The 25,087-nt window shown below is 48.5% G+C and carries 21 protein-coding genes; 19 read left to right on the top strand and 2 right to left on the bottom strand.

From position 1 onward, the window contains the following. The 8 genes from AC1DVJ_RS24895 to AC1DVJ_RS24930 all read left to right on the top strand — a co-directional run. On the top strand, positions 1-1,569 hold a 1,569-nt coding region (locus tag AC1DVJ_RS24895; protein WP_477594427.1), incomplete at its 5' end, for an extracellular solute-binding protein. 64 nt (positions 1,570-1,633) lie between these two features. Next, positions 1,634-2,812 (top strand): N-acetylglucosamine-6-phosphate deacetylase, encoded by a 1,179-nt coding sequence (locus AC1DVJ_RS24900; protein WP_477594429.1) that lies wholly within the window; start codon positions 1,634-1,636, stop codon positions 2,810-2,812. Between the two features lie 104 nt (positions 2,813-2,916). Then, positions 2,917-3,942, top strand: coding sequence for a Gfo/Idh/MocA family protein (locus tag AC1DVJ_RS24905; RefSeq protein WP_477594432.1), 1,026 nt, complete (start codon positions 2,917-2,919; stop codon positions 3,940-3,942). A gap of 24 nt (positions 3,943-3,966) precedes the next feature. After that, the gene (locus AC1DVJ_RS24910) at positions 3,967-5,256 is read left to right on the top strand and encodes a DegT/DnrJ/EryC1/StrS family aminotransferase (RefSeq protein WP_477594434.1); all 1,290 of its coding nucleotides are present in this window, start codon (positions 3,967-3,969) and stop codon (positions 5,254-5,256) included. Further along, the gene (locus AC1DVJ_RS24915; protein WP_477594436.1) at positions 5,232-6,131 is read left to right on the top strand and encodes a Gfo/Idh/MocA family protein; all 900 of its coding nucleotides are present in this window, start codon (positions 5,232-5,234) and stop codon (positions 6,129-6,131) included. Before AC1DVJ_RS24910 ends, AC1DVJ_RS24915 begins: the two co-directional genes overlap by 25 nt. Positions 6,132-6,142: 11 nt before the next feature. Further along, positions 6,143-9,076: a family 78 glycoside hydrolase catalytic domain gene (locus AC1DVJ_RS24920; RefSeq protein ID WP_477594438.1), complete on the top strand. Its 2,934-nt coding sequence runs from the start codon at positions 6,143-6,145 to the stop codon at positions 9,074-9,076. Next, positions 9,063-10,373 carry an aspartate aminotransferase family protein gene (locus tag AC1DVJ_RS24925; RefSeq protein ID WP_477594440.1) on the top strand — a complete coding sequence of 437 codons (1,311 nt, stop codon included), beginning with the start codon at positions 9,063-9,065 and terminating at the stop codon, positions 10,371-10,373. The genes AC1DVJ_RS24920 and AC1DVJ_RS24925 overlap by 14 nt, the downstream gene beginning before the upstream one ends. A 28-nt stretch (positions 10,374-10,401) precedes the next feature. After that, the gene (locus AC1DVJ_RS24930; protein ID WP_477594442.1) at positions 10,402-12,855 is read left to right on the top strand and encodes a hypothetical protein; all 2,454 of its coding nucleotides are present in this window, start codon (positions 10,402-10,404) and stop codon (positions 12,853-12,855) included. Between the two features lie 45 nt (positions 12,856-12,900). On the opposite strand, the gene AC1DVJ_RS24935 is transcribed toward AC1DVJ_RS24930, so the two are convergent. Together AC1DVJ_RS24935 and AC1DVJ_RS24940 are read right to left on the bottom strand one after the other, a co-directional pair. Next, positions 12,901-14,349 (bottom strand): aldehyde dehydrogenase family protein, encoded by a 1,449-nt coding sequence (locus AC1DVJ_RS24935; RefSeq protein WP_477594444.1) that lies wholly within the window; start codon positions 14,347-14,349, stop codon positions 12,901-12,903. 47 nt (positions 14,350-14,396) lie between these two features. Then, on the bottom strand, positions 14,397-15,191 hold the full coding sequence (locus AC1DVJ_RS24940; protein WP_477594446.1) for a creatininase family protein: 795 nt from the start codon (positions 15,189-15,191) through the stop codon (positions 14,397-14,399). Between the two features lie 133 nt (positions 15,192-15,324). Between AC1DVJ_RS24940 and AC1DVJ_RS24945 the strand changes: the two genes are divergently transcribed. The 11 genes from AC1DVJ_RS24945 to AC1DVJ_RS24995 form a co-directional block, all read left to right on the top strand. After that, the gene (locus tag AC1DVJ_RS24945) at positions 15,325-16,257 is read left to right on the top strand and encodes a hypothetical protein (protein WP_477594448.1); all 933 of its coding nucleotides are present in this window, start codon (positions 15,325-15,327) and stop codon (positions 16,255-16,257) included. A 46-nt stretch (positions 16,258-16,303) separates the two neighbouring features. Further along, entirely contained in the window at positions 16,304-17,332 is a 1,029-nt protein-coding gene (locus AC1DVJ_RS24950) for a Gfo/Idh/MocA family protein (protein ID WP_477594450.1), read from the top strand. Next, the gene (locus tag AC1DVJ_RS24955) at positions 17,329-18,069 is read left to right on the top strand and encodes an amidohydrolase family protein (RefSeq protein ID WP_477594452.1); all 741 of its coding nucleotides are present in this window, start codon (positions 17,329-17,331) and stop codon (positions 18,067-18,069) included. Before AC1DVJ_RS24950 ends, AC1DVJ_RS24955 begins: the two co-directional genes overlap by 4 nt. Positions 18,070-18,096: 27 nt before the next feature. Next, entirely contained in the window at positions 18,097-18,867 is a 771-nt protein-coding gene (locus AC1DVJ_RS24960) for an amidohydrolase family protein (RefSeq protein ID WP_477594454.1), read from the top strand. Continuing rightward, the gene (locus AC1DVJ_RS24965) at positions 18,864-19,985 is read left to right on the top strand and encodes a mandelate racemase/muconate lactonizing enzyme family protein (protein WP_477594456.1); all 1,122 of its coding nucleotides are present in this window, start codon (positions 18,864-18,866) and stop codon (positions 19,983-19,985) included. The genes AC1DVJ_RS24960 and AC1DVJ_RS24965 overlap by 4 nt, the downstream gene beginning before the upstream one ends. A 26-nt stretch (positions 19,986-20,011) precedes the next feature. Then, the gene (locus tag AC1DVJ_RS24970) at positions 20,012-21,115 is read left to right on the top strand and encodes a DUF4432 family protein (protein WP_477594458.1); all 1,104 of its coding nucleotides are present in this window, start codon (positions 20,012-20,014) and stop codon (positions 21,113-21,115) included. Continuing rightward, the gene (locus AC1DVJ_RS24975) at positions 21,112-21,945 is read left to right on the top strand and encodes an amidohydrolase family protein (protein ID WP_477594460.1); all 834 of its coding nucleotides are present in this window, start codon (positions 21,112-21,114) and stop codon (positions 21,943-21,945) included. The genes AC1DVJ_RS24970 and AC1DVJ_RS24975 overlap by 4 nt, the downstream gene beginning before the upstream one ends. A gap of 27 nt (positions 21,946-21,972) precedes the next feature. Beyond that, positions 21,973-22,356, top strand: coding sequence for a RidA family protein (locus AC1DVJ_RS24980; RefSeq protein ID WP_477594462.1), 384 nt, complete (start codon positions 21,973-21,975; stop codon positions 22,354-22,356). A 30-nt stretch (positions 22,357-22,386) separates the two neighbouring features. Next, positions 22,387-23,172, top strand: coding sequence for an AAC(3) family N-acetyltransferase (locus AC1DVJ_RS24985; RefSeq protein WP_477594464.1), 786 nt, complete (start codon positions 22,387-22,389; stop codon positions 23,170-23,172). Between the two features lie 46 nt (positions 23,173-23,218). Beyond that, the gene (locus tag AC1DVJ_RS24990; RefSeq protein ID WP_477594466.1) at positions 23,219-23,995 is read left to right on the top strand and encodes an IclR family transcriptional regulator; all 777 of its coding nucleotides are present in this window, start codon (positions 23,219-23,221) and stop codon (positions 23,993-23,995) included. 38 nt (positions 23,996-24,033) lie between these two features. Continuing rightward, a partial coding sequence (locus AC1DVJ_RS24995; RefSeq protein WP_477594468.1) for a neutral/alkaline non-lysosomal ceramidase N-terminal domain-containing protein occupies positions 24,034-25,087 on the top strand: 1,054 nt, incomplete at its 3' end.

Below are 25,087 nucleotides of genomic sequence, written 5' to 3' on the forward strand. Positions count from 1 at the left end.
CTAATATTATTGATAACAGTAATGGGTACAAGCGGCATTCTAACAGCCTGCCAAGGTACGGATCATGCTGCACCTACGAAAGGTGTCAATACGGTTTCGAAAAAGCCGATCGACATCACCATCCTCATGCAGGACGGCGGTAACCAATACGCCCAGAACATAACCGAGGACGATAAGTATTTCAAGGAAATCTCAAGACTTTTCAGTCAATATACCGGTACCCCCTACAATGTTAAGTTTGAAATGGTCAGCTCCAGCATTTATAACAAACAGATTGCGATTCGGTTTGCTTCAGGTGATATTCCCGAAATTATGTGGACGACTCGGATCGACTGGGAAACTCATCCCAATGCGGTAGAAGACGGTGTGTTTCTAGAACTTGGGCCGCTCATTGACAAATATGGACCGAACTTGAAAAAGAACATTCCGCCTGAAGCCTGGAAAGATCCGCGTGTAAGCAAAAACGGAAAAATTTATGGAATCCCCAAAATGGCAGCGCTTCCAAACGTGCTTGTTTTGTTATACCGCAAAGATTGGCTGGACAAGCTGGGCATGAAAGAACCGAAAACAATGGATGACTATTTAGCCTTCTTCGAAGCGATTAAGGATCTCGATATGAATGGCGATGGAAATACGAACGATGAGGTTCCTTTTGCCATGCGTAAAGGTCTTGCGTTCTCCGAAGCCTTCTTCGGATATTTCGGTGCCCATCCGGATGCCTGGCAATATCGTGATGGACGTTTTATTCCGAATTTGATTATACCTGAAATGAAAGATGCGATCCGCTTTTACAAAATGCTCTACGATAAGGGCTATGTAAACCATGATATGTTCACGATGAAAGATAATGATTGGGGAGACCTGATTCATCAGGGCAAAGTGGGCATGTGGTTTCATCAAGTGCAAGTTCTGACTAGTGGAGGTCAAGAATATTTGTTCACCGATCCGAAAGCTAGTGTGGGGGTACTGCCAGGCCCGATGAATGCGCAAGGAAAAGTGAATTTGGTTCCAGAAAGAACAGGTGTGAACAACGTCTATACCATATCGGCTAATGCTGCGCACCCAGAGGATATCATAAAGTTTTTCGACTGGGTCCATTCGGATGATCCGGCTAAAAACAAGTTTTTTGCTTATGGGATTGAAGGTATCAACTATACGGTAACGAATGGAACTGTCAACTGGGATCCGAATGCGAAAGTCAATGTGGACAAAGGCACAAGAATTTTTTACCAATCGATTATTAACCCAGCCGGTGATTCCCGTATGTCTCCGCTAGTCATTAAAGCTAGTAAATTTGCCGCCTTGACCMAGAAAGGGATCGAATATACGAAGATGAATTTCTTTAAAGATGAGTCCATGTATATGCCGACACCGGACATACTGAAAGCGAAGCCTGAGCTCGGATATCGAGACACTTCATTATACATGGACATGTTCATAAAAGTGTTGACGGGTCGAGAACCCCTTGATACCGCATTTGACAAGTTCGTAATTGATTGGAAAAACCAAGGCGGGGAACAGGTTATTCAAGAGGCAACGAAATGGTATAAAAGCTATTATAAAAAATAATAATCTATTTAACAGCCCGTTTATGTAATCGATAAACGGGCTGTTTATTTAGGAGGAGAACGCTATGCAAGAGATTATGGGTACTCATTATAAAACCGGTGAATCGATCATCGTTACTGTGAATAAGGGCATCATTACTGACATCCGTGCCGTACCTGATGACTGTGATTACAATGACCAATGGTTGATTGCACCGGGACTTGTTGATCTGCAGATGAATGGCTGCATGGGTATTGATTTAAACGTGTTCCCAATAGATTCAGAGCGTGTACATGCGATTGTTCGTGAGGTTTGGAAAGAGGGGATTACGACATTTTTTCCGACGATCACGACGAACTCGGCGGACAACATTTCGGAAGCGATGACAGCGATTGCAAAGGCTTGCGATGAAGATTCYGCAACGGGTGCTACTGTAGGTGGCATTCATCTGGAGGGACCGTTCATCTCACCTGAGAATGGCCCACGAGGAGCTCATAAACGGGAATATGTTTGCGAGCCCGATTGGGATGCCTTCGTGCGTTGGCAGGAGGCAGCAGGGGGACGTATAAGGATAGTTACATTATCCCCTGAGTGGCCAAGTTCCACTGATTTCATTCGTCGATGCTCAGAAAGCGGTATTATAGTCGCAATCGGACATACTGCAGCATCTCCGGAGCAAATTCGGGATGCGGTCTCTGCCGGTGGCCGGTTGGCGACCCATTTTGGAAACGGAGCCCATTTAACGCTTCCACGTCACCCTAATTACTTATGGGAGCAGCTGGCCCAAGACTCACTTTGGGTGTCTTTAATTGCGGATGGGTTCCACTTGCCTGAATCTTTTCTTAAAGTCGTTATGCGGGTGAAGCAGGAATGTGCCATTCTCGTAAGTGATGCGGTGCATTTAAGCGGGATGCCTCCTGGCAACTACTACTCTCATAATCGCGTACATGTTGTGAAAACAAACGAAGGCCGTCTTCACTTAGCGGATGAGCCTCAGCTGTTAGCCGGTTCTGCACAGATGCTTCCATGGGGAATCGCGCATTTGATACGTAAGAAGCTGTGTTCCTTGCATGAAGCTTGGGAAATGGCTTCTGTTCGTCCGTCGACTTTGATGAATTTGTCAACAAAATGCGGGTTGCAAATAGGTGGTCCAGCTGATCTTGTGCTGTTTAAAAAGGAGGGAGACGGAGKGATTTCCATCTGCGAGACCTATAAACAGGGGATTTCACGATATGCAATTGAAGCACAAAAAGACATGTTTTAACGCTAAAAAACATGTTCAAACCCGCCCAAATTGACTAATCTGAATATGAATTTAGGGAAAGGGTGCTTATATAATGTTGAACATATCGAGAAGTGGCAGTTAACATGAAAAAGTGGGGTTTTGGTCTTATAGGCTGCGGTTCCATTGCTGACGTTCATTTAGAAGCATTAAGCAGTATCGAGCATGCTCGGATTGTTGAGGTTGCCAGTAGAACAGAGCAACGTGCACGGGAGACGAGCGAACGCTATGCTTGTGGATGGACGACCGATTACCAAGAAATTTTGGCTAATCGGGATATTGATATCGTCTGCATTACGACAGGCAGCGGCAGCCATGGGCGCATCGGTATAGAAGCACTTCAAGCGGGAAAACACGTGCTGGTAGAGAAACCTATCGCCATGTCGGCTGATGAGGCTTTGGCGATGATCAGCTTAGCTGAGGAGAAACAATTGACTTTATCCGTCGTGTCACAGACACGATTCTTTCCGCATCATCAGCTTCTCAAGCGGACGATTGAAGAGGGTAAGATCGGCAACCTGCTGTTAGTGGAGGTCTCTCGACCGTTTTATCGATCGCAGGCCTATTATGATGAAGCGGATTGGCGCGGTACGAAAGCCGAAGATGGAGGGGCCTTGCTTAATCAAGGTATCCATTCGATTGATCTGTTGCTCTGGCTTGCTGGTAAGGTGAAGTCAGTAGTTGGGCGAACTGCGACGCAAACTCATCATATGGAATGCGAAGACATGGGACTCGCCTTGTTTACCATGGAGAACGGAGGCTTTGCCACCCTGATGTGCACAACCTCCGCATTACCTGGATTTCCACCTAGTATTAATGTTTACGGAGATAAAGGAACTATCAAAACCTTAGGTAATGAGATCACCMATTGGACGGTTCCTGGCATTCCTCTTCCTACCTATGAAAATGCCAAGACAAGCGGAAATGCCGGTGCTGATCCCCGAAATATTAATTCAGCTTATCATAGCATGCAAATCATCGATTTTATTGAATCCATCAGCCAGAGGCGAAAGCCAGCCGTGACTGGTGAAGCGGGCAGAGACGCGGTTCGCCTTGTTGAGTTGATTCACCGCTCATCTGCGCAGGGTGGGATAACAGTTCCATTTGAATAATAACCAGTCTGGGAGGAATAGTCCATGAAAGAACAATTGGCTATCAATGGTGGAGAACCGGTTCGCAGTAAACCGCTTCCGCCGATGTTGAGAGGTGCAATGCTTTACGGGGAAGAAGAGACAGAGCATGTAGCCAAGGTCGTTGCCGAAGGCTCTCCGTTTCGCTATTACGGACCGAACTTGCAGGGAGCAGTTGAGGAGTTTGAGCGACTTATGGCGGAACGGTTAAATGTTTCCTATGTTCTTGGCGTTTCATCTTGTACAGCGGCACTTATTGTTGCATTAAAGGCACTCGGCATTGGCTATGGAGATAAAGTAATTGTTCCAGCAAACACTTTCACAGCAACAGCGGGAGCGGTTGTGTGTGCGAACGCTGTACCTGTGTTTGTCGATATGGATGACACATTAAATATGGACGTGGAAGATTTGGAAAGGGTTATGGATGACGAAGTGAAAGCGATAATCGCAGTTCATATCAATGGCAGCGCCTGCGATATGGACCGAGTTATGGCTTTTGCTCGTAAGTATGATCTTCCGGTAATTGAAGACGTTGCGCAATCACTTGGCTGTACCTATAAGGGACGCTACTGTGGCACGATCGGAGATATCGGCGTATATAGCTTTCAAATGCAAAAGATTCTCACTGCTGGAGAAGGGGGAGCTGTGGTCACGAATTCGCCAGAACTGTTCGAAAGGGCAGCACGCTATCATGATCAGGGTAATTTCCGAGACAAAGGCAAGTATCAAATTACGCCTCAGTTTTCGTTCATCGGTCAAAACTACCGGATGAATGAAATGACTGGTGCTGTCATGATTGAGCAATGGAAAAAGCTGGATACGGTCATCTCCGCTATGCGGAAGCATCACCTAAATATTCGCGAGGCTTTGAATACGCAAGTCCCAGGCATTCGAATACGTCCATCAGTTGATCTGCAGGGCGATGTTGACTGCGTTTTTGCGCTGCAGCATGCTACGAAAGCTGCTGCCGATTCCTTTGTGGCAGCGATGAACGCGGAGAACATTTTCTGCTTCAAAATGTACGGTGGAGAGCCGATTTACATGCAATCTTTTATACTTAATCAACGAACAACGGATAGAGATAACTTTCCATTCAACTATCCATTCCAAAATCCGGTCGTCTACAGCAAAGGGATGTGCCCGCACGCGGAAGACTTGCTTCAGCGGACTACGCTCCTGCCAGTAAGCCCGGTTATGACAGACGAAGACACACAGGATATCATCAACGCTGTGGTTAAAGTTTATAAAGGTCTGCAGTTGGAGGGAATCTCATGGCCGAACTCAAGCTTGGCTTAATTGGTTTAGACACTTCCCATTGTAAAGTGTTCTCCAAAATTTTGAACGATCCGAATGATCCTAATCATATCTCGGGGGGCCGCGTCATTGCGGCTTTTCCCGGTGGATCACCGGACTTTAAAGCGAGTGCAACGCGCGTGGAGGGATATACAGCCGAGCTTCGAGATGGGCTGGGGGTTCACATTGCGGAATCACCGGAAGAGGTAGCCTCGAGTTGCGACGCGATACTTATCACTTCGGTAGACGGTCGGGTGCATCCTGAGCAATTTGCCAAGATTGCTCCTTTTGGAAAGCCTGTTTTTATCGATAAACCTTTAGCTGTTAGTCTGGTGGAAGCACAAATGATTGCTCATACGGCAGAGAAGTTCGGTGTGAGATGGATGAGCGGTTCAGTACGACGCTATGCGGATGCCTTGAACACGGCGCTGAGCAGGGAGGACAGCTCTAACATCACTGGAGCTGACTGCTATGGTCCGATCGAGTTCACACCTACGCAGCCTGGCTATTACTGGTACGGAATTCACCTAGTTGACGTCCTATATCGGGTTCTCGGAGCCGGCTGCCGTTCTGTCACAGCCTTTTCTGGGAATGGTCATGAAACGGTTACTGCGGTCTGGCAAGACGGTCGTATCGGAACTTTGCGGGGAAATCCGCACAATGGCACACATGGAACTTGGATTCACCGAGACAAAGCCTCGGAGTACGTGGACACGGCCGCTGATGGGCTGCGCAAGTATGCCAATTTATTGCAGGATGTTCTTCATATGTTTCGAACGGGAGAGACCCGCATTAACCCGGAGGAGACCTTGGAAATTATCCGGTTCATAGAAGCGGTCAACGAAAGTCGAGAAAGCGGAAAAACCGTATCACTCTAGGGGGAATTCCTATGCAATTGCAAGCGGATAGCTTAGCGCAATGGATCTGGTCAGACGGTGAAGAGAGCCCACGAAACGAGTGGAGATGTTTTCGCAAATCGTTGGACGTGTCGGCTAAAGGCTGGGATTCAGCCAAAATAGCGATCACAGCGGATTCACGCTATGTGCTTTACATTAACGGGGAGATATTAGGTCGTGGCCCTGCTCGATCGTGGCCTACAGAGCAATTTTATGATGTTTACGATATTGGGAGGCTTCTAAAGCCAGGACGTAGTAATACCATTGCCGTTCTTGTGCAGCATTTCGGCCTCTCCACCTTTTATTATTTGAGGGGACGTGGCGGTCTGGTTGCTCAATTAGAGCTCCATTCGCAGGAGAATATGGTGCAAGTAATAGGCACGGATGCATCCTGGCTAACCTCACGCCATTTAGGACAAGACCCACGTGCGCCAAGGATGTCGACACAGAATGCTTTTGCAGAACGAATCGATGCAAGGAAATGGGACAACGCTTGGATGAATCCTGACTATGATGACACCGATTGGACACCGGCAACCCCTATAGGACCTGTAGGAATGGAACCATGGACAAGGCTTGTTCCTCGAGATATTCCCTTCCTGACGGAAGAGCCTATTTATGCGGCGCGAATTGAGAGCTTAAGCAAAGTTAAGCCGATACAATGGAACGCCTATATAGACATTCGTAATCAAATGGTTCCCGGCAGTGAGAGTCACATGAACGCGGTCACGTTTGGCGGATATCTAGCCACGGTTATTCGTGTTCCGAAAAAGACAAAAGCCATCTTTGGTTTTCCCAACTCAAGTATATTCGGTCCCCTTACTTTAGGAGGAGTTCCATATACACATGAGCAGTTCTACGGAAATGAACCGGAGAAATATGTGGAAGTTGAGCTRGTGGAAGGCGACARCTTCTTTAATATGGATATCACCGGAGCAGATCATTCTGTAGGCTTTTACATGGGAATTGACTGTGAGGAGCCTTTTGAGGTCGTATCCCCGCTCCCATCTGGTGAATCAGAATCTCCGTTCGTTACGATAGGGCCGTTTGAGTATGGCGTTGTTGCCAGCCGTCCAGTCGACCGAAAAGTGGTGTGTGCTCATCCTGACTATATCCGTGCAAAGAGGTTATCTTCAAAAGAAGAGTTAACTGACTTTCAGAAATKGGTGAAGCCCGTATCGAAGGCGCTCGTCGACGACGATAACGTGTTTACACTTAGTGTGTGGAAAAACCGAACCGAAGCACTTGCCGTGCCGAATCAACTGCACAATATCGTCAAAGCAAGCCCTTTACCTGCTGAAATACCCTTGTTTAATGGACAAGATACGGAATTAATCATCGATTTCGGACGATTAACCTCCGGTTTTATTACATTTGAGGCGGAATGTTCTGCCGGTACGATCCTAGATTTTTATGGATTCGAATTTATGGAAGACGGATGGCGTCAGGAAACCTATAAGTTAAACAACACACTTCGTTATGTGTGCCGAGATGGTTTTCAATCCTATGTATCTTCGATTCGCAGAGGTCTTCGCTATTTAATGGTGACTGTACGTCGCGGGGAAATGGAAGGTGAAAGTCCCGTTCTACTGTACAACATTGGAATGAAGCAAAGCACTTATCCTGTTGCAGACATTGGACGGTTTCAATGCTCCGATTCGCTGCTTACAAAAATATGGGATATTAGCCAGCGTACTGTCCGATTGTGCATGGAGGATACCTTTGTAGATTGTCCCACCTATGAGCAAGCGTTCTGGGTAGGAGATGCACGCAATGAAGCGTTAATTGGGTATTACTTGTTTGACGCGGAGCCGCTCGTTCGTCACTCACTGAGCTTAGTACCTGGGTCTGCAGGACAATCACCTTACTATGTAAGTCAAGTGCCAAGCGGTTGGAGCGCCGTCATACCAAATTGGACGTTTTTCTGGGTAATGGCTTGCAAAGAATATTATCAACGTACGGCTGATGTGACTTTCGTAGAACAGATTTGGCCTCACATTCGCTTTACCTTAGATCATTACCTAACTCATCTGAATGAACAAGGTTTATTTGATTTCCAAGGCTGGAATTTCTTTGACTGGGCTGAAATTGATCAGCCAAATAACGGGGTTGTCACTCATCAAAATTTATTTTTGATGAAGGCACTGCAAGTGGCCTCGGAGTTAGCACAACTGTCGGGTGACCAACAAACAACAGTGATTTACGATCAGGCTGTCACCAAGCTGTTGACAGCGATCAACCTATATTTATGGTCGGAGGATGGTAAAGCTTATTTAGACTGTATTCATGCGGATGGACGTAAGTCGGAAAGTTTCAGTATGCAAACCCAAGTAGTGGCTTCCTTATGTGCGGCTGCAAAAGGAGATCGTGAAGCGATCATCGATCGTTACCTTGTGGATTCGCCTTCTGAGTTCGTACAGGTTGGAAGTCCGTTCATGTCCTTTTTTTACTATGAAGCCTTAGCCCAAAAAGGTCTCTACAGTCAGATGTTAGATGACATCCGCACACGGTTCGGGCAGATGATCGAGCATGACGCAACGGCTTGTTGGGAAATGTTCCCGAATTCTACCAATCGGCAGAATGACAAGTTTCTATCTCGCAGTCACTGTCATGCATGGTCGGCGGCGCCCGGATATTTTTTTGGAGCTTATGTTTTGGGCGTTCAAAGCAAAGTGCCGGGTTGGCAGGAAATTATCGTTGAACCGAACCCATGTGGATTGGCATGGGCGCGAGGCAGTGTGCCTCTTCCTGTGGAGGGACGAATTGATGTTTACTGGAAAGTGGAGGAACAGGGTCAGATCGCGATTCGGGTCGAGGCCCCATCTCATGTTCAGGTAAATATAAAGATTCCGAACGGCTTTGAAGGACGTGTAGAACTCGTACAAAATACAGCGGGAAACGGAGAGGACACCCATGAAAAGCTATGAGCAATCGAAGTCCCAATATGAAACATCCTCTCAATATTTGGCTGGGGGAGTAGCTAGCTCCCTTCGGGCGGCGATGAAGCCTGCTCCGCTATTTGCCGATTCTGCTTCTGGCGCCTATATTCGTGATGTCGACGGCAATGAATATGTCGATTATTTGCTCGCTTATGGACCACTTATTCTGGGTCATGCCCATCCGGAGCTAACGAATCGTGTCCACATGGCCATGCAGAGCGGATTCACATATGGGCTTCAGCACAAAGGAGAAGTTGAACTGGCGAAGCGTCTCGTAGAGGTGCTTCCAGGTGCGGAACTTGCAGCCTTCAGCGGTTCCGGCACCGAGGCTGTCATGCTTGCGTTGCGCGTAGCAAGAGCTTATACCGGTAAACGTAAAATCGTTCGGTTCCACGGTCATTACCACGGATGGTCGGATTCTATATTCACCTCTTTCCCGAGTGCCGACATGAAAAAAGGAGCAGGGCAGGCGAATGCAGATGCTTCCATCCTTCCAGGAACAGGAGGACAGAGCGAAGTTAGCCTGCAGGAAGTCATCTTGCTTCCTTGGAACGATCCGCAAGCTCTGGAAGATACGCTGAGACAACATCACAATGAAATTGCCGCAGTCATTACTGAGCCTGTCATGTGCAACTCCGGTTGCCTCGCGCCTCGGCCTGGTTACTTAGAATCGATGCGGAAGCTGACTGAAGAGCTCAGTATTACGCTTATTTTCGATGAAGTAATTACTGGATTCCGGCTTGGACTTGGAGGGGCTCATGGTCGTTTCGGCATCTTGCCTGATTTAATTGTCATGGGAAAAGCTTTAGCTGGCGGTATCGCGTTAAGTGCAGTAGCCGGTAAGCGGGAATGGATGAATCTTATCGCTACAGGAGAGGTCAGTCACTTAGGGACGTTGAACGGCAATTGTATCTCCACTTCAGCGGCACTAGCTGTACTTGATTTGCTTTCACGCAATGATGGGGCTGCTTTTCAACAGATGGAAAACACTGCTAATACGTTGGTCGACGGACTTCGTGGGCTGCTGCAGAAACACAGAATCCCTGGCGTCGTAAATCAGGTGGGACCCGTATTTCACATGATGTTCGTCGACCTTCCGGAGGTGAGTGATTTCGCTGGATTCTCCAAACGGGATGCTGGTAAATATGCAACATTCGCGGAGCGAATGTTGCAGCAAGGTGTATTAGTAAGGCCAAACGGCTTATGGTACGTTTCTGCAGTCCATGGAGAAAAAGAAGTGACTCAAACGCTCCATGTCGCTGACCTTGTGTTAAGTAGCCTTTAACATCGTAACGCAGATAGGGGATTCGTTCATGTCCAACGAAGAGAGCATGCGTATTCGAACGATCGCTTGGAACAAAGCTTCCGAAAACGAGCTGTCCGCACGAATTCGCCGTATATTGCAAAAGTGGCTGCCTTATGCCGAGAAACAGTTTGCAGATTGGTCTAGGCGCCCTTCGTGCGGGCATTTTTTTGGCGGTGCCTATTGGTATGGACTTGATACCGCCTATACAGCATCCGTATATGCTTTGCTTGCGAAGCTTCCGAATTATGAGGAAAAGTTAACTGGAATCCCTCGAGAAGAGGTCAAGCGGAAAGCTATTGCAGCGATCCGCTATTTAGGTTTTACCCATGATACAGGCCCGGAGGATTGTGTGCGGGCTGAAGGGAGGAACCGTTTTTGCAGCTTGACGAAATGGGGGGGAAGAGGGCAAAAGTTTTTTCCCGCCAGCCAAGTCGGAGTGACAATTGCTTCCTTCGGGTTATCGGTGTGGCTGCTTTGGGAAGATCTAGACGAAGAAACACGCATTCTGAGCCGAAATGTTCTGACCGATTATGCGGACCGCTGGTGCGAAGAAGATCCGAGAAATGGCGCTTATTTCGACACACAGACCGAGGAAAATGCTTGGACAGCAGGGGGAATTGCAGCGGCACTTGCGCTGTTTCCTAACCATCCACGACATGAAAGTTGGAAAAAAGGTTTTGAAGCCTGGTCACTAAACGCCATTACGACGCCAATCGATCGAGCTAGGGAACCAAAATTGATAAAAACCGTTACGTTTCACCCCGACTTTACAACGGAAAACCACGGGTTCGCTCACCCCGGATATATATGTGCAGGCATTAATCTTCGAGGGATTCATGCCGTATTTTCCTTAATAGGAGGTGAACCCATAGCGGAAACAGTGCTGTATAACAACGAACGTCTCTACAATAAAACGATTAAAGTGTGGGCGCAGTTTGACGGCTTGGCTGTCCCCGTACAGGGTCAGGATTGGTGGTATAACAGGCAGCATGAACGTCAATTCACCCATGCGTTTATGAATGTGATTCATAGGGACAGAGATGCGTCTTTATTAGAGCGCAGAGCTCTTGCCATTATTGAAGGCATTCAGAATAGTAATCAACAGGGTTGCCTTCTTGAGGAAAACGGGGAGCAATGCATAATCTCCGGTTATCAAACGGCAAAAGATATGGAGCATACATCCGCGAAGGATTTGGTCGCTTCCTGCCTGCTTCATTTGTTTGGAGGGGGAGGTGCGGAACCCAGTGATGGTGACGAAATGAATGCTAGGCTGATTGGAGTTTATGTGTATCCATATGGGTGCTCAGTGATTCACAGGACGCGTGACAGCTTCTCGAGCTTCAGTTGGCGCAACCGAGTGATGGGACTTACGATTCCTGCAAAAGGATGTTGGAGCATCACGCCACTGCCCGCTAGTTACACGGGTACGGCCCAGTTTGAGATTGAGGTGGATTCACAAAGAACTCTACACTCGAACGAACGATTTGTTCTGCAAACCGAGAGGGAAAACATTCGGGACTATGAGGATGGTTTCGGTGCGATAGCCTCGCTAATGCGGGGTGTCGAAGAGCTTCGCCAGGATGTGGCTTTCGTTTCTTTGCCAGATGGGAAAAGCGTCTATATAGAATGCATTCAGGTGTTGAAATCTTGTAAGATTGCTGAAATGAACACAGGGATGATAGGAATCCGCAATGAGCGATACAGCGCTATGCCGGACTTAGCCCAGGGACGAAGGACTCTTTACTTCCCAGATCGAAGCGCTTCATACGAAGGGTTTTATGGGTGCGAACCGAATCAGATTACAGATTTAAACCCGGCGGAATGGGTACAGGTGGATGATGAAATCGGTTATGTCCTGTTCGGTTCCCAAGGAATACGGTACATCAATCAGCATGAGTATAAGAAATGGAAGGGCGTTGAGGATATTCTCATTTTAAATCGACGCAGCGAAGAAACGTTCAATGGTCCAAGTACACTGGAGCCTTTCGTAGTGATCACCTTGCCAAACCGAACCAAGGATGAGACGAAAGCCATCGCGAATCWAGCACACCTTTTTACTTGTGAAGAAGAGGGTGTTGTTTTGCTCAGTTGTGAGAGTCAGCTCATATTTGCGAATTTCAATACAACATCTTTGACGGTCCATGCCAAATGGGAAAGTAAGTTGAATCTGAACAAACAACCCTTATTCGAAGGAATTAATCGGATTGAAGGGGATACCTACTTTTGGAGCGGCAAGTTGGATGCGTTTACGAGTGGATTTCGAAATAGTGAATGGACACTGGAAATTTTGGGGGACGGGCAAGAGGATATATGTCATATAGAGATATCAGTGCTACCTGATCGCCTTTATGTGACGAATAGGAGAGAGGAAAGCATCTCGATTGTGCTTCAGCATACTGATGACGGGCAACGGCGAGTGTTGGAGCTTGCGCCTGGTTTGACAGAAGTTTTGGAGTTTTAACTTAAAAAAGGTGCCCCTCAGAAGGGACACCTCATTTAAATATACCTATGTAGACGAAGGTCTGTCGAAGTAGACGGTTTTGACTTGCGTGTAGAACTCACGAGCCGACTTTCCTTGCTCACGGGAATTGGAGCTTGATTCCTTCATGCCACCGAACGGAACATGCGGTTCCGCACCAGCTGTTTCGGAGTTCACATGCACGATACCGCATTCGATCTCATCGACGTAACGCATGGCTTTACCGATATCACGAGTGAATACAGCTGTACTTAGGCCAAATCGGCTTGTATTAACGAGAGAGATGGCATCACTTAAATTAGCTGCAGGCACGACCGATACTACGGGTCCGAAGATCTCTTCAGTAGCTAGTCGACTATTAGGATCGACATCGCTGAACACCGTTGGTGTTACAAAGAAACCTTCTGAATCGAGAGTTTCACCACCCGTTACTAATCGAGCTCCTTCTTCTTTTCCGATTCGTATGTAATCCAATACGGTTCTTTGCTGCTCAAGGGAAGCCAGAGGTCCCATATAGGTTTGCGAATTCAACGGGTCACCCACGGCGAGCTTACGGCAACGTTCGGCTAGCGCTTCGGTAAATGCGCTCAGCAATGGAGCTTCAACGATGACACGGCTGGTAGCGGTACATTTTTGTCCGGTTGAGCGCATGGCTCCGCGGATCGTCATTTCAACCGCTAAATCCAAGTCAGCATCTGCTAGAACGACGACGGCATTCTTTCCGCCCATTTCTAGCTGATATTTCTTGCCCAGTTCAGCACTGCTAATTGCGATGTTTCGACCAACACCATTGGAGCCAGTGAAGGAAATTCCGCGCACTTGATTGTCTGTTGTAAGAGCGGGACCGAGAACGGATCCTCGACCGAACACGACATTGATCACGCCTTCCGGAAGCCCAGCATCCACCAGAGCACTCGTCAAGTGATAAGCTGTCAGTGGAGTCAGATCTGCCGGCTTCCAGACCACGGTGTTGCCGTAGATGAGGGCGGGTGCGATTTTCCACGCTGGAATCGCGATAGGGAAGTTCCATGGTGTAATGACACCGACTACGCCAATGGGGTCACGGCGTGTGTAGAGAAGTGTGCTCGGATCCGAAGCAGCGTAGACTTCGCCGGTTTCTTGACGTGCTTCTCCGGCGTAGTAGCGGAAAATCGCTGCAGCCCGCATCGTTTCTCCAATGGCTTCGGGTAATGTTTTTCCTTCTTCCAAAACCAAATCTTTCGCAATGAGCTCGGCACGAGCTGTAAGCAATTCGGCTGCACGGTATAGAATCTCACCGCGAGCGACGATACTCATGCTGCGCCATTTGGGGAAAGCAGCAGCAGCAGCAGTTGTGGCATTCTGAAGATCATGGGCATCACTGTCTGGAAATTCAGCCAAAATCTCTGATGATTTAGTAGGGTTTATGTTTTGACGCAGGCTTCCGGATTGAGCTCCGACCCAGTGGCCGGCAATTAGATTATGATAACTTTTCAACAATTCCAACACCCTTCCGTAGTGGATTATCAGCAAGAATAATTGAGTTAGTTCAGCTTAAGTTGATGAAATCTAACGAATTCAGCAGCAAGGGTTCGAGAGATGATTTCGAGAAGTTTTTGCCCGCTTTCCGCGCTTGCTAAGCCTGCGTCGTCACTGTAGCCGTCAATCGCTGCCCAACTACCGTGCCGTTGGATAAGCGGTCCAGTAGAAGGATCTCTAGGTGTTGAAGGGAGGGGACGGCGGTTGGGTAAAGGCAGCAACTCGGTTCTTACCAAATCCGGTCGTAGTGCAAGAAGTAAAGAAGTTTCAAAACCACCTGCATGGCCGGGGACGATTCCCAAACTCCCAGCTTGCCCTTCCTGTACGATTTGGTCCCAGGCGACCGTCCAATAAGAGACGGCTCCAGCGATAACGGGGTGACGAAGTGCAAGTTCACGGGCCGCGAGTCGCACGCATTCTTCATTTCCACCATGGGAATTGATCAAGTAAATTCGACGAAAACCGCTGCTCACCAAGGAGTCAGTCAGGTCGCGCAGCACCCTAATTAACGTATCGCCCGAAAGCGACATCGCTCCTGGATAGATAAGGTGATGGTGCGAGGAACCATAGGTTACGACGGGGCACACCAAAATTGGAATCTCATCACTAGCTCGTGCTGCGGCTTGAAGGGTAATGCTTTCCGCTAGAAGGGAGTCAGTCCAAACGGGTAAGTGCGGTCCATGTTGTTCAATGGCAGCAACGGGTAAGATGACGGTTGCTTCAGGGGCCCACTTCCCGATTTCATCCCGGTTCAATTCTTGAAAGAGCAGGCTTCCTGGTCGATCTGAAAACGTATACATTTGGAAAAATCCTCCTTTACACCCGAACTCACTCCTATTATACTTGGATTATCATCATTTTTGAAGTGAATTTCAATATACTGAACCAAATTAATTTGTGAGATCTATTTACAATAAAACCGGGGGTGCTGTTATGAAAGAAACGCGTGAGTTTTTGGCCAGTTTAGGTTATCCAATGGGAGATGCTCATCATCTTCCGACTTCATCAAAACGTTTTGCAGACGGGGCACAGGTTCGATTTGAAATCCCGAGTGTAGAAGGACCTAACGCTCTCGCGGCTACTTTGGAAACAGCCAAGGAGTACGGCGTAACCATACACCGTGTATCGCAAGGCAGCGGAATAATGATGCATACTGATTCGGAAATTCGTGAGATGCTCGAGCTTGCAGTGGCAGATGGTGTAGAGGTCAGTCTGTTTGTTGGCCCCCGTACGACATGGGACATAACGGCAGCTAGTCACACCMCTGCAGGTAAAGGCCAAGCGTTGCGACATGAAGGGATGGATCAGTTGATCTATGCCGTCGAAGATATTAAGCGGGGCTGCCGTTTGGGACTGAGGGGAGTACTCATTGCCGATGAAGGCCTTCTTGCCATTGTGGGTCAAATGAAAAAGGCGGGACAATTACCGGCTGATCTGGTCGTAAAGGGCTCTGTTTCACTGGGAGCAGCAAACCCTGTCTCCATTAAGCAAATGGAGACGCTCGGCGCAGATACCTACAATGTACCAACATCACTAACATTAGCCCGATTAGGGGCAATCCGTGAGGCTGTTGATATGCCGATTGATATTTATGTGGAAGCACCTGACGATTTTGGCGGTGCTATTCGCTTTTATGAAATTCCGGAAATTGTCCGGGTTGTTTCACCTGTTTATGTGAAATTCGGGCTACGAAATGCCGCAAATGTTTACCCAAGCGGTATGCACATTGAACAAATGGCAATAGCCCAATGCAAGGAGAAGGTTCGACGGGCTGCATTAGGATTGGAAATTTTACAGCGCTATTATCCAGATGCCATCATATCCAAGCCTGGAGCAGCTGGCTTGGCTGTACCGGTACTCCGATAATGAAGGTTTCGTTCCATAAATAAAAAATAGAGGAGGGGGATTTCAGTTGTCCGGAAATGTTGTAAAACTAGCTGTGATCGGATGCGGAGACATTGTGATGGGGCAGCATCTTCCGACTCTCCTTGAGAACCCGTCTGTTCACGTAACAGCGGTCTGTGATAAAGATCCGGTTCGAGCTGAGGCGGCTGGAGCTGCTTTTGGCAGTGCTTATCATACCACCGACCATAAACGAATTTTAGAAGATAAAGAAGTGCAGGCTGTTCTTATTTGTACGCCACCTTGGGTAACACCAGTTATCACCATGGAGGCTCTACATGCTGGTAAAGATGTACTTTGTGAAAAGCCGATGGCTACTTCGCTTGAAGCTGCCGAACAAATGGCTGAAGCAGAACGCTTGAGCGGGCGTCTTTTGCAAGTCGGCTTCACCTATCGGCACGGCCCGTTAATGGATGCATTGCGGGAATGGATAGAGAGCGACAGGCTCGGTCGTCCACTGCAAATTCGATTAAGCACATTTGATGAAGTGTGGGATCCTAAAGGTAATCAAGAGCACTATGAGCGAATTTTAAACACCTTGCGTCACGGACCGCCCTGTATACATGACGGCGCTCACGCTGCTGATCACCTTGCTTTCCTGACAGGGTCATCTCCAGTCAGAATTACAGCTCGGGGTCTGACTAGCAGACCCGAGTTTCCTTCACCTAATTACAACTCCGCTCTGATTGAATTCGCTAATGGCGATCAAGCTAAGTTGGAAATCGGATGGTTTTTCCCAGAATTTCCTCTTGGTGAGTTTCAGATTCTTGGTCCCAAAGGAATGGCCTATCTTGATCGAGCCAACGGTGAAGCTGTATTGATCAGTGATCGGTTAACCGAGCGAATTCAACTTACCGAGAACCGAGTTAGTTCATGTTTTCGGGCTCAACTACAGAAATTTCTTGCATCCATAGCGTTACGCCAAACACCCGTACCTGGCAGCCGGGAAGGTATCTCAAGCCTGCGTCTAACGCTAGCCTTCGTTAAAGCTATGGAAAGCGGTGAGTCGATCCAGTTAAGTGAGGAGAGAGAATTGTGATTATTGACGCGCATGTGCTTGCAGGTGTAGGACAGTATCACCGGGTAGATCCAGAACAATTAATCGATCAGATGGATCAAAGCAGGATTGACATGGCCTTAATCAGCCCGATAGATCGTGAGATGGCAGTTCATAACCGAGAGGGCAATGACCGTGTGCTAGCACTTTCCCGTAAGTATGCAGGGAGGTTTCTCGCTTATGCCACAGCGAACCCATGGTATGAGGGAAGGGCAGTTGCTGAGCTAGAGCGGGCATTGGGAGAAGGTGCGGCTGCCGTCAAACTTCACCCTCCTTTACAAGGTTTCATGATTCTTGAGAAGCTTGTGCATCCTTTGATCGAAGTGGCAGCACGCCACCGTGCGCCGGTCTATGTGCATACTGGGACCCCGGCGTTTGCTCTTCCATTGCAACTGACCGAATTGGCTCTAAATTACCCCGAAGTTTCTTTTATTATGGGGAAGAATGGGAAATCCGACTTCTGGATGGATGTCATGCCGGCATTTGAACGAGCGCCTAATTTGTACGGCGACACAGCCCATGATTTTCCGGAACGTGGGATGGCACGCATGTATGGAGGAATTGGGTCACAACGAATGATTTTTTCCAGTAATCACCCTGTTGCCCGCATGAGGCTTGAAGTCGATAAGGTACGAGACATGGATGTGTCCGATTCAGATAAGTCAGCCATCTTAGGTGGAAATGTTGAGAGATTGCTAGCTGAACGATTTCGCCAATAAGCGACTTCTCAGACAGGAGGTATATGTATGAAAATAGACTTTCACGTACACCAACCCGCTAGACGGGAGGACGGTACCTATCCATTTTCGGCAGCAGAGTATGTTGCGTATATGAACGAACTGAGCATCGACATGAGTGTCATATTTACGATTGACGGCTTTTGGCAGAACGCCAAAGCGTGCAACGATTATTTAGCTGAGTGGTGTTCGCCATTTCCGGATCGACTTGTTCCCTTCTGCACGGTAGACCCTAGGCGGCGAGGAGCAGCTGAGGAAGTGTATCGATGTGTAACCGAATTAGGGATGCGTGGCGTGAAGCTGCACAACTGGCTGCAGGGGTTCAGTCCTTTAGAAGCATTCATGGCACCAGTATGCGAAATAGCCTCAGAGCTTGGTATTCCTATCCTTTTTCACGACGGTACACCGCCATACGCCTCCTCCCTGCAAATCGCCGAGCTGGCAGTTAGGCATCCAAAGCTAAAGGTGCTGCTTGGACACGCAGGGTTGCATGATCTTTGGCCGGAAGCGATAGCAGCGGGAAAACGGCACCGTAACGTTTACTTATGCATGTGTTCAACGCCTCCTTTTGCCATGGAACAGATTGTGGCTGAAGTTCCGCTTTCACAAATCGTATTCGGCACAGATGGAGGTTTGTTTCATAAACCACAACAACCCTATGTTGATTACCGGTTCCGAGAATTTGATTTACTCGAAATTCCCGAAGATGCGAAAACACAGATTCTAGGTCCCAATGCCCTTCGCTTGTTAGGGATGGATAGGAAGGAGGCCTCGCAATGAATATGAAGATCACTAGCATCGAAACTATTCCCGTTCAGGTACCCATACATCCGGAGCGTGCGATCCGATCAGGTCGGGGAAGCCATCTGGTTTCACCGTTTCTATTGGTTAAAGTTCATACGGATGAAGGGATCATCGGTCTAGGTGAAGTGTCCTGCACACCAGGATGGAGCGGAGAGGATAGTGTTACGGCGGCTCATTTCATCCGCAATTTTTTGGGTCCCTTACTGATCGGGGAAAATCCGTTACATATTGAGCGGTTAACACAAAAAATGCAGAAACGTATTGCACATAACGTCTTCACGAAGTCTGCACTCGAAATGGCTTTATGGGACATTTTAGGAAAAACGGCTAATTTACCGATTTATCAACTCTTAKGTGGACCCGTACGAGATTTCGTGCCTACTAAATTTTCTATTACGGGAGTTGAGCCCGCACAGGCTGCGGAAATCGCGGTATGGGCTGTGGAACAAGGTTTTCGCACCATGAAAGTCAAGGTTGGTACAGGACCCGAGAAGGATATTGCTCGAGTAAAAGCAGTTCGGAATGCGATTGGACCATCCATTCGATTAGGCGTTGATGCAAATGGCGGTTGGACGCCCCGTGAAGCAGTTACGACGATTAGACGTCTAGCCGAAGAAGGCATATATTTTGCTGAACAACCGGTACCTTCGCTGGATATGTCTTGGTTAGCCGATGTGCGAAATCAAGTGAACGTGCCGATTATCGCCGACGAAAGTCTGTACTCGCTGCAAGATGCCATGGCGTTAGCCCGATCTGGAGCTGCAGATGTGTTCTCCCTCTATATTGGAAAAGGCGGAGGCATCGGTCCTGCGAGAAAAGCGGCCGCAGTTGCGGAAGCAGCCGGACTTACTTGCACGGTGGGCAGCAATCTTGAGCTTGGCGTAGCAAGTGCGGCGATGATTCACCTTGCCATGGCTACTCCGGGGATCGGCGCAGAAGAGTATCCTTGTGATATTTTGGGACCTTTTTTCTATGCTGACATGCTTTTAGCAGAACCGTTGCCAATCCAAGGAGGCGAGGCGCGACCTCTCGAGGGGCCTGGGTTAGGCGTTGAGTTGGACGATGAAAAGGTGGAATATTACAGGGTCAAATAATGCCCGAGGGAATGGGAGGAGAAGCGATGTATTTACCAAGGAGCAACGGTGCGCGTATCAGCTGTGATGTCATGTATCAAGGGCATCGACTGGCTGTGCTGGAGAATGAACAATTAGCTGTCACTCTGTTATTAGATCAAGGGGGCAGTATTGTAGAATTTCGATACAAACCTTTGGATATAGATGTGATGTACCGGGCCCCATGGGGAATGCGGACTTGGGGCAATTGGGTTCCTACCACATCCAACCCTCGCGGCAACTGGATGGACCATTATCCGGGCGGCTGGCAAGTGATCTTTCCTGCGGGAAGCACGGCTTCCACTTACAAGGGAGCTGAGCAGGGCATGCATGGCGAGGCCAGTCTGATGGCTTGGGAGTATGAAGTGATCTTGGATACGCCCGACGAGGTCGCTCTGGTAATGCGTGTAGAAACGCAACGTTTGCCTTTCCGCATGGAAAGAGAGCTTCGGCTCAAGCGGGGAAGCGGCGCTTTACAAATTCGTGAAACGGTAGAAAATGTCAGCCCTGTTGAAGTTCATTGCATGTGGGGCCAGCATCCAGCGCTTGGTGAACCTTTCCTCGGTCCGGAGATGGAGCTGCATCTGCCGCCTTGTCGTATTACTCGTTCGGCAGGCGGAGAAGACTTACCGGGACGGGTTGTGCCTGGGACATCCGGCGAATGGCCTTATCTGCCGGGAAGAGACGGTCAGCCAGTCGATTTAAGACAAATGCCGCCTCGCGAGCAGTTGGCTGCGGATATGCTTTTTGCTGCTGAGCTAGAAGAAGGTTGGGTAGCGGCATGTAACCCACAGCTCGGACTGGGGTTTGGATTGAGCTGGCCTCTCGAGGTTTGGCCGCATCTGTGGATTTGGCAAGAGTTTGGCGGAACGACTGGCGCTCCATGGTTCGGTCGAGCCTACACGATGGGGATCGAGCCTTTCAGCAGCATTCCAGGACCGGAATTGCCTGGGCTTACTGGCGCGGTTGCCAATGGCACCGCTTCGCTTTTTGCCCCTTTTGAGAAGAAATCCATTACATTTAACGCGGTAGCTTTTGCCTATGAAGGGAATTTGCAACGGATTACGCCGGATGGGAACGTACAATGGCAGGATGGAGGCGAGGAACAATGATCGATTATCACACTCACTTGGGTGAGCCTAAGCATTACAGTCCAGCGTATTTAGCAGAGGGCTTCAAAATGAGAGGCAAGCCAGTACAGCGTACGACGCCGGATGAACATTATGAAGCGATGAAAGCAGTGGATAAATGTATTGTGCTAGCTTTTCGCAGTCGCCATCTGGGCTTTAATGTCCCTAACGAATATGTGGCGGAATATTGCCAAAGGGACCCGCAAAAGCTGATCGGATTTGCCTGCGTCGACCCCCATGATTATAATGCGTTGGATGAATTGAAAGAATGCCATCTCAATCTGGGCATGAAGGGTTTAAAGACGAGCCCCATCTATCAAGCTTACGATCCTATGGATGAGCGCATGCTGCGCATTTACCGATACTGCGAGGACAACGGGCTTCCAATTCTCACCCACCAAGGAACGACTTTTCCCCAAAGGGCTCCGATGAAATGGGCTCACCCCGAACAATTGGAACAAGTGGCACTAGCCTACCCTGAGCTGCGGATCATTATCGCTCACCTAGGTCATCCGTGGGAAGCTGAAACGATCAGTGTCATTCGCAAACATCCAAATGTGTACGCAGATGTATCAGCACTTTACTATAGACCATGGCAGCTTTATAATTCCTTGATGCTTTGCAAAGAATATGGCGTTTGGAAAAAGCTGATCTTCGGAACGGATTATCCGATTTGCAACTTTGAAGACTCGGTTAAAGGGCTTCGTAAAATGACGGAATACGCCCAGCAGATGCCTTTTCCAGGTTTTACGACAGAGGATATGGAAGCACTGCTGAACAATGATATTTTGGCTGAGCTGAATTTAGTATAAATTCTTAGAATATAAGGAGGCGTCAGGATGAAAAAACAAGCTATTTTAACCGATGGAGCGCCGTTACCCGTTGGGGCTTACTCGCAAGGGTTAAGGGTGGGAGACTTTGTGTACGTTTCCGGTCAAGTGGGGCGTCATCCCTTAACGGGAGAGCTTGCTGAGGGCATAAAGGAGCAGACAGCGCGTACATTGGAAAATGTCCTTGCAATTCTTCAAGCAGGCGGAGCGACTTTTGAAGATGTGGTGAAGTCAACCGTTCACCTGAAAGATATGAGTGATTTTGCTCATTTTAATGAAGTTTATGACAGCTATTTTCCAGATCCCAAACCTGTAAGGACAACAGTGGGCAGTTATTTGCCCAAAGCATTGGTGGAGATTGACGTCGTTGCCTATGCACCGATTGAAAAATAGTTCCTTAAACCGAAAAGTGGAGGTGCGATGATGGAACCACTCACGAAAGAATCACTAATCAAGTCTTTTAGAAGCTTGGGGATTCAAAAGGGGACTCGCCTTGTCGTCCATAGTGCTTTACGTAATCTGGGGCCCATTGAGGGCGGTGCAGATACTGTCCTAGATGCGCTATTATCTTGTATCGGAAGCGAAGGCTTGCTTGTCATGCCTACGTTTACCTATCAGAACGAAAGTTTTAATCCAGCCATTTCCCCTAGTAAAACAGGCATATTATCCGAAATGCTGCGCAAACGCCCTGGTGCTGTTAGGTCCTTACATCCTACGCATTCCATCACTGCGGTAGGGGACGGGGCTGTCGCTCTTTGTGAGGAGCATTATTTGAAACCAGGCCTCGGTATAGACAGTCCGTTAGATCTAGTGGCCAAAATGGGCGGCGGAATTCTTCTGCTTGGTGTTGGTCATACGAGCAATTCAACGGTCCATGTAGGTGAGGCTTATGCCAAAATGCCCTATTTGGACATTCCTTTTCGTCCGAGTGATTCAAGGCGTATTCAGATACTTGGTTCCGTTCAAATGGAGGTTGAATTACTTGATCCCCCTGGGTGCAGCCGGGCTTTTGGCGTCATTGAGGCTTTACTGCGCAAGCGCAAAGCAATTCAAGATGGTCTAATTGGCAAAGCTATAGTCCAGTGGATACCAGGCGAAGAAGTGATATCTGCCACGACAGAGCTGTTACGCTTGGACGAAACAGCCCTGCTCTGCAGTGATCCAACCTGTTATCGCTGCAGAAAAAGTCGTGAGAGACTATGGCAATAGAACGTTGGTTAAATTAGCATCAAAGAGATAGAGAAGGTGAGTTCGAATGAATAAACGAGTATCCAAATCCCAGTTAATTCCAAACGTCGATCGAGCGTTCAAAATTCTTGAGCTTTTAAGCGCATCCCCTGACGGGCTTCGGTTTGTCGATATTTATGAACGACTTTCCCTAGCTAAAAGCAGCGCATTTGTTCTCCTAGATAATTTGGAGATGCAAGGGTACGTCGAAAAGATGTCCGAGGGTAAATATCGGGCAACGCTGAGGCTTTTTCATTTAGGCAGTCAAGTTTTGAAAAATATGGATATTCGCACGATTGCGCTCCCCTTTATGACCGCGTTACGTGACGACACAGGATTTCCAGTTCACTTGGCTATGCTGGACGGTATGGATGTCGTGTATTTGGAAAAAGTCGAGGGCACGAGCTTCATCCGTTTCGACACTTATATAGGTAAGCGCTCCTCGTTGCACTTAACGGCAGTAGGAAAGGCAATCGCTGCCTTCTTACCCGAACCGCAAACGGATGGGATCCTTGCGGCTCGAGGTCTCGGAGGAGGAACGGGAAAAGCGGCCGCTACTTTGGCCGAATTCAAAGCGATGCTGCAAACCGTACGGGAGAATGGCTATGCGATTGAGGACGAGGAAGAAGTGCTCGGAGTACGCTGTATCGGAGCACCGATACRGAATCACGAAGGCAATGTGACGGCATCCATCAGCATCATCGCCCTTATTCACGAGATGCCGGAAGCCCGTTTTTCTGAGCTCAGCTCAAAGATCATTCATACGGCAGGACTAATTTCGTCAGCGCTTGGAGGCTCAAGATGATAAAGTTAGGTTTTTCCGAGTGCACCGTTACACCCACCGTGGGGACTTGGCTCGGTGGTTTTTCCAACCGGACGGCACCGTCAACAGGGGTGAAGGACCACCTCCGTGCCCAGGTCATGTGGCTGGAAAGCACGGATCGTGAAGAAGAGCATGTAGTCGTCGTCGTCGATCAAGTAGGTTTAACCCGAAGCTGGACGGATTCGCTTCAGGAGCGGCTCCAACATTTATGGGGTCTTCGTTCTGATCAAGTGTTGGTTCACTGGACTCACACCCATTGTGCACCGCTTTATCGAGAGCCGACTCCGGGCTTTGAGCACGCGGTATTTTCAGCGGACTATTTCAATGGACTTCTAGATGCAATTATTGAAATAAGCCGGGCTGCGCGGGACGACATGGAACCCGTCTCGTTATTCTTCGGCACGGGCAGCAGCGATTTAGCTGTTTCCCGACGTCTCATTGTGGACGGCCAGAATGTATTTGCCGCAAATCCTTACGGCGTAGTAGACCATGATGTTCCCGTGGTAAAAGCTTGCCGTACCGACGGGAGCTGCAAACTTGTCCTGTTTAGTTATGCCTGTCACCCCACCATGACCAATGAGCTTCTCGTTTCTGCGGAATTTCCTGGTGTGGCGCGGAGTTTGATTGAGAAACGCATCCCGGGGACCCGAGCGATGTTTCTACAAGGCTGTGGAGCTGATGCTGTAGTCGGCGTACTCAGCAGCGAGAAGGAACGCTATCTTCTCCAAGATCAATGGGAGGATGTAGAGGCGGCCGGAAGGAGTTTAGCCTGGAAAGTGCTGCTCACATTGGCTCATAACATGGAGCCTGTAATAGACGATACGCTGGCAGGCTTAACGGAAAGTTGTTATCCGACCTTCGAACATTTCCCTACGAGAATTGAACTTGAAGATCGTGCCAAAGGGGAACATGTTGGAGATTCCCGCTGGGCGAATTTTCTTTTGAAGCGCTTTCCATCTGAACCAGTCTGGCCACAAAACATCGAAGCACGCGTTCACGGACTTCGTCTCGGCGATATATTCATATTGGGCCAGCCGGGTGAGGTCGTTGCTGCATATGGCCTGCGTCTGAAGG

It is taken from the genome of Paenibacillus sp. P4_A9, assembly GCF_056402415.1.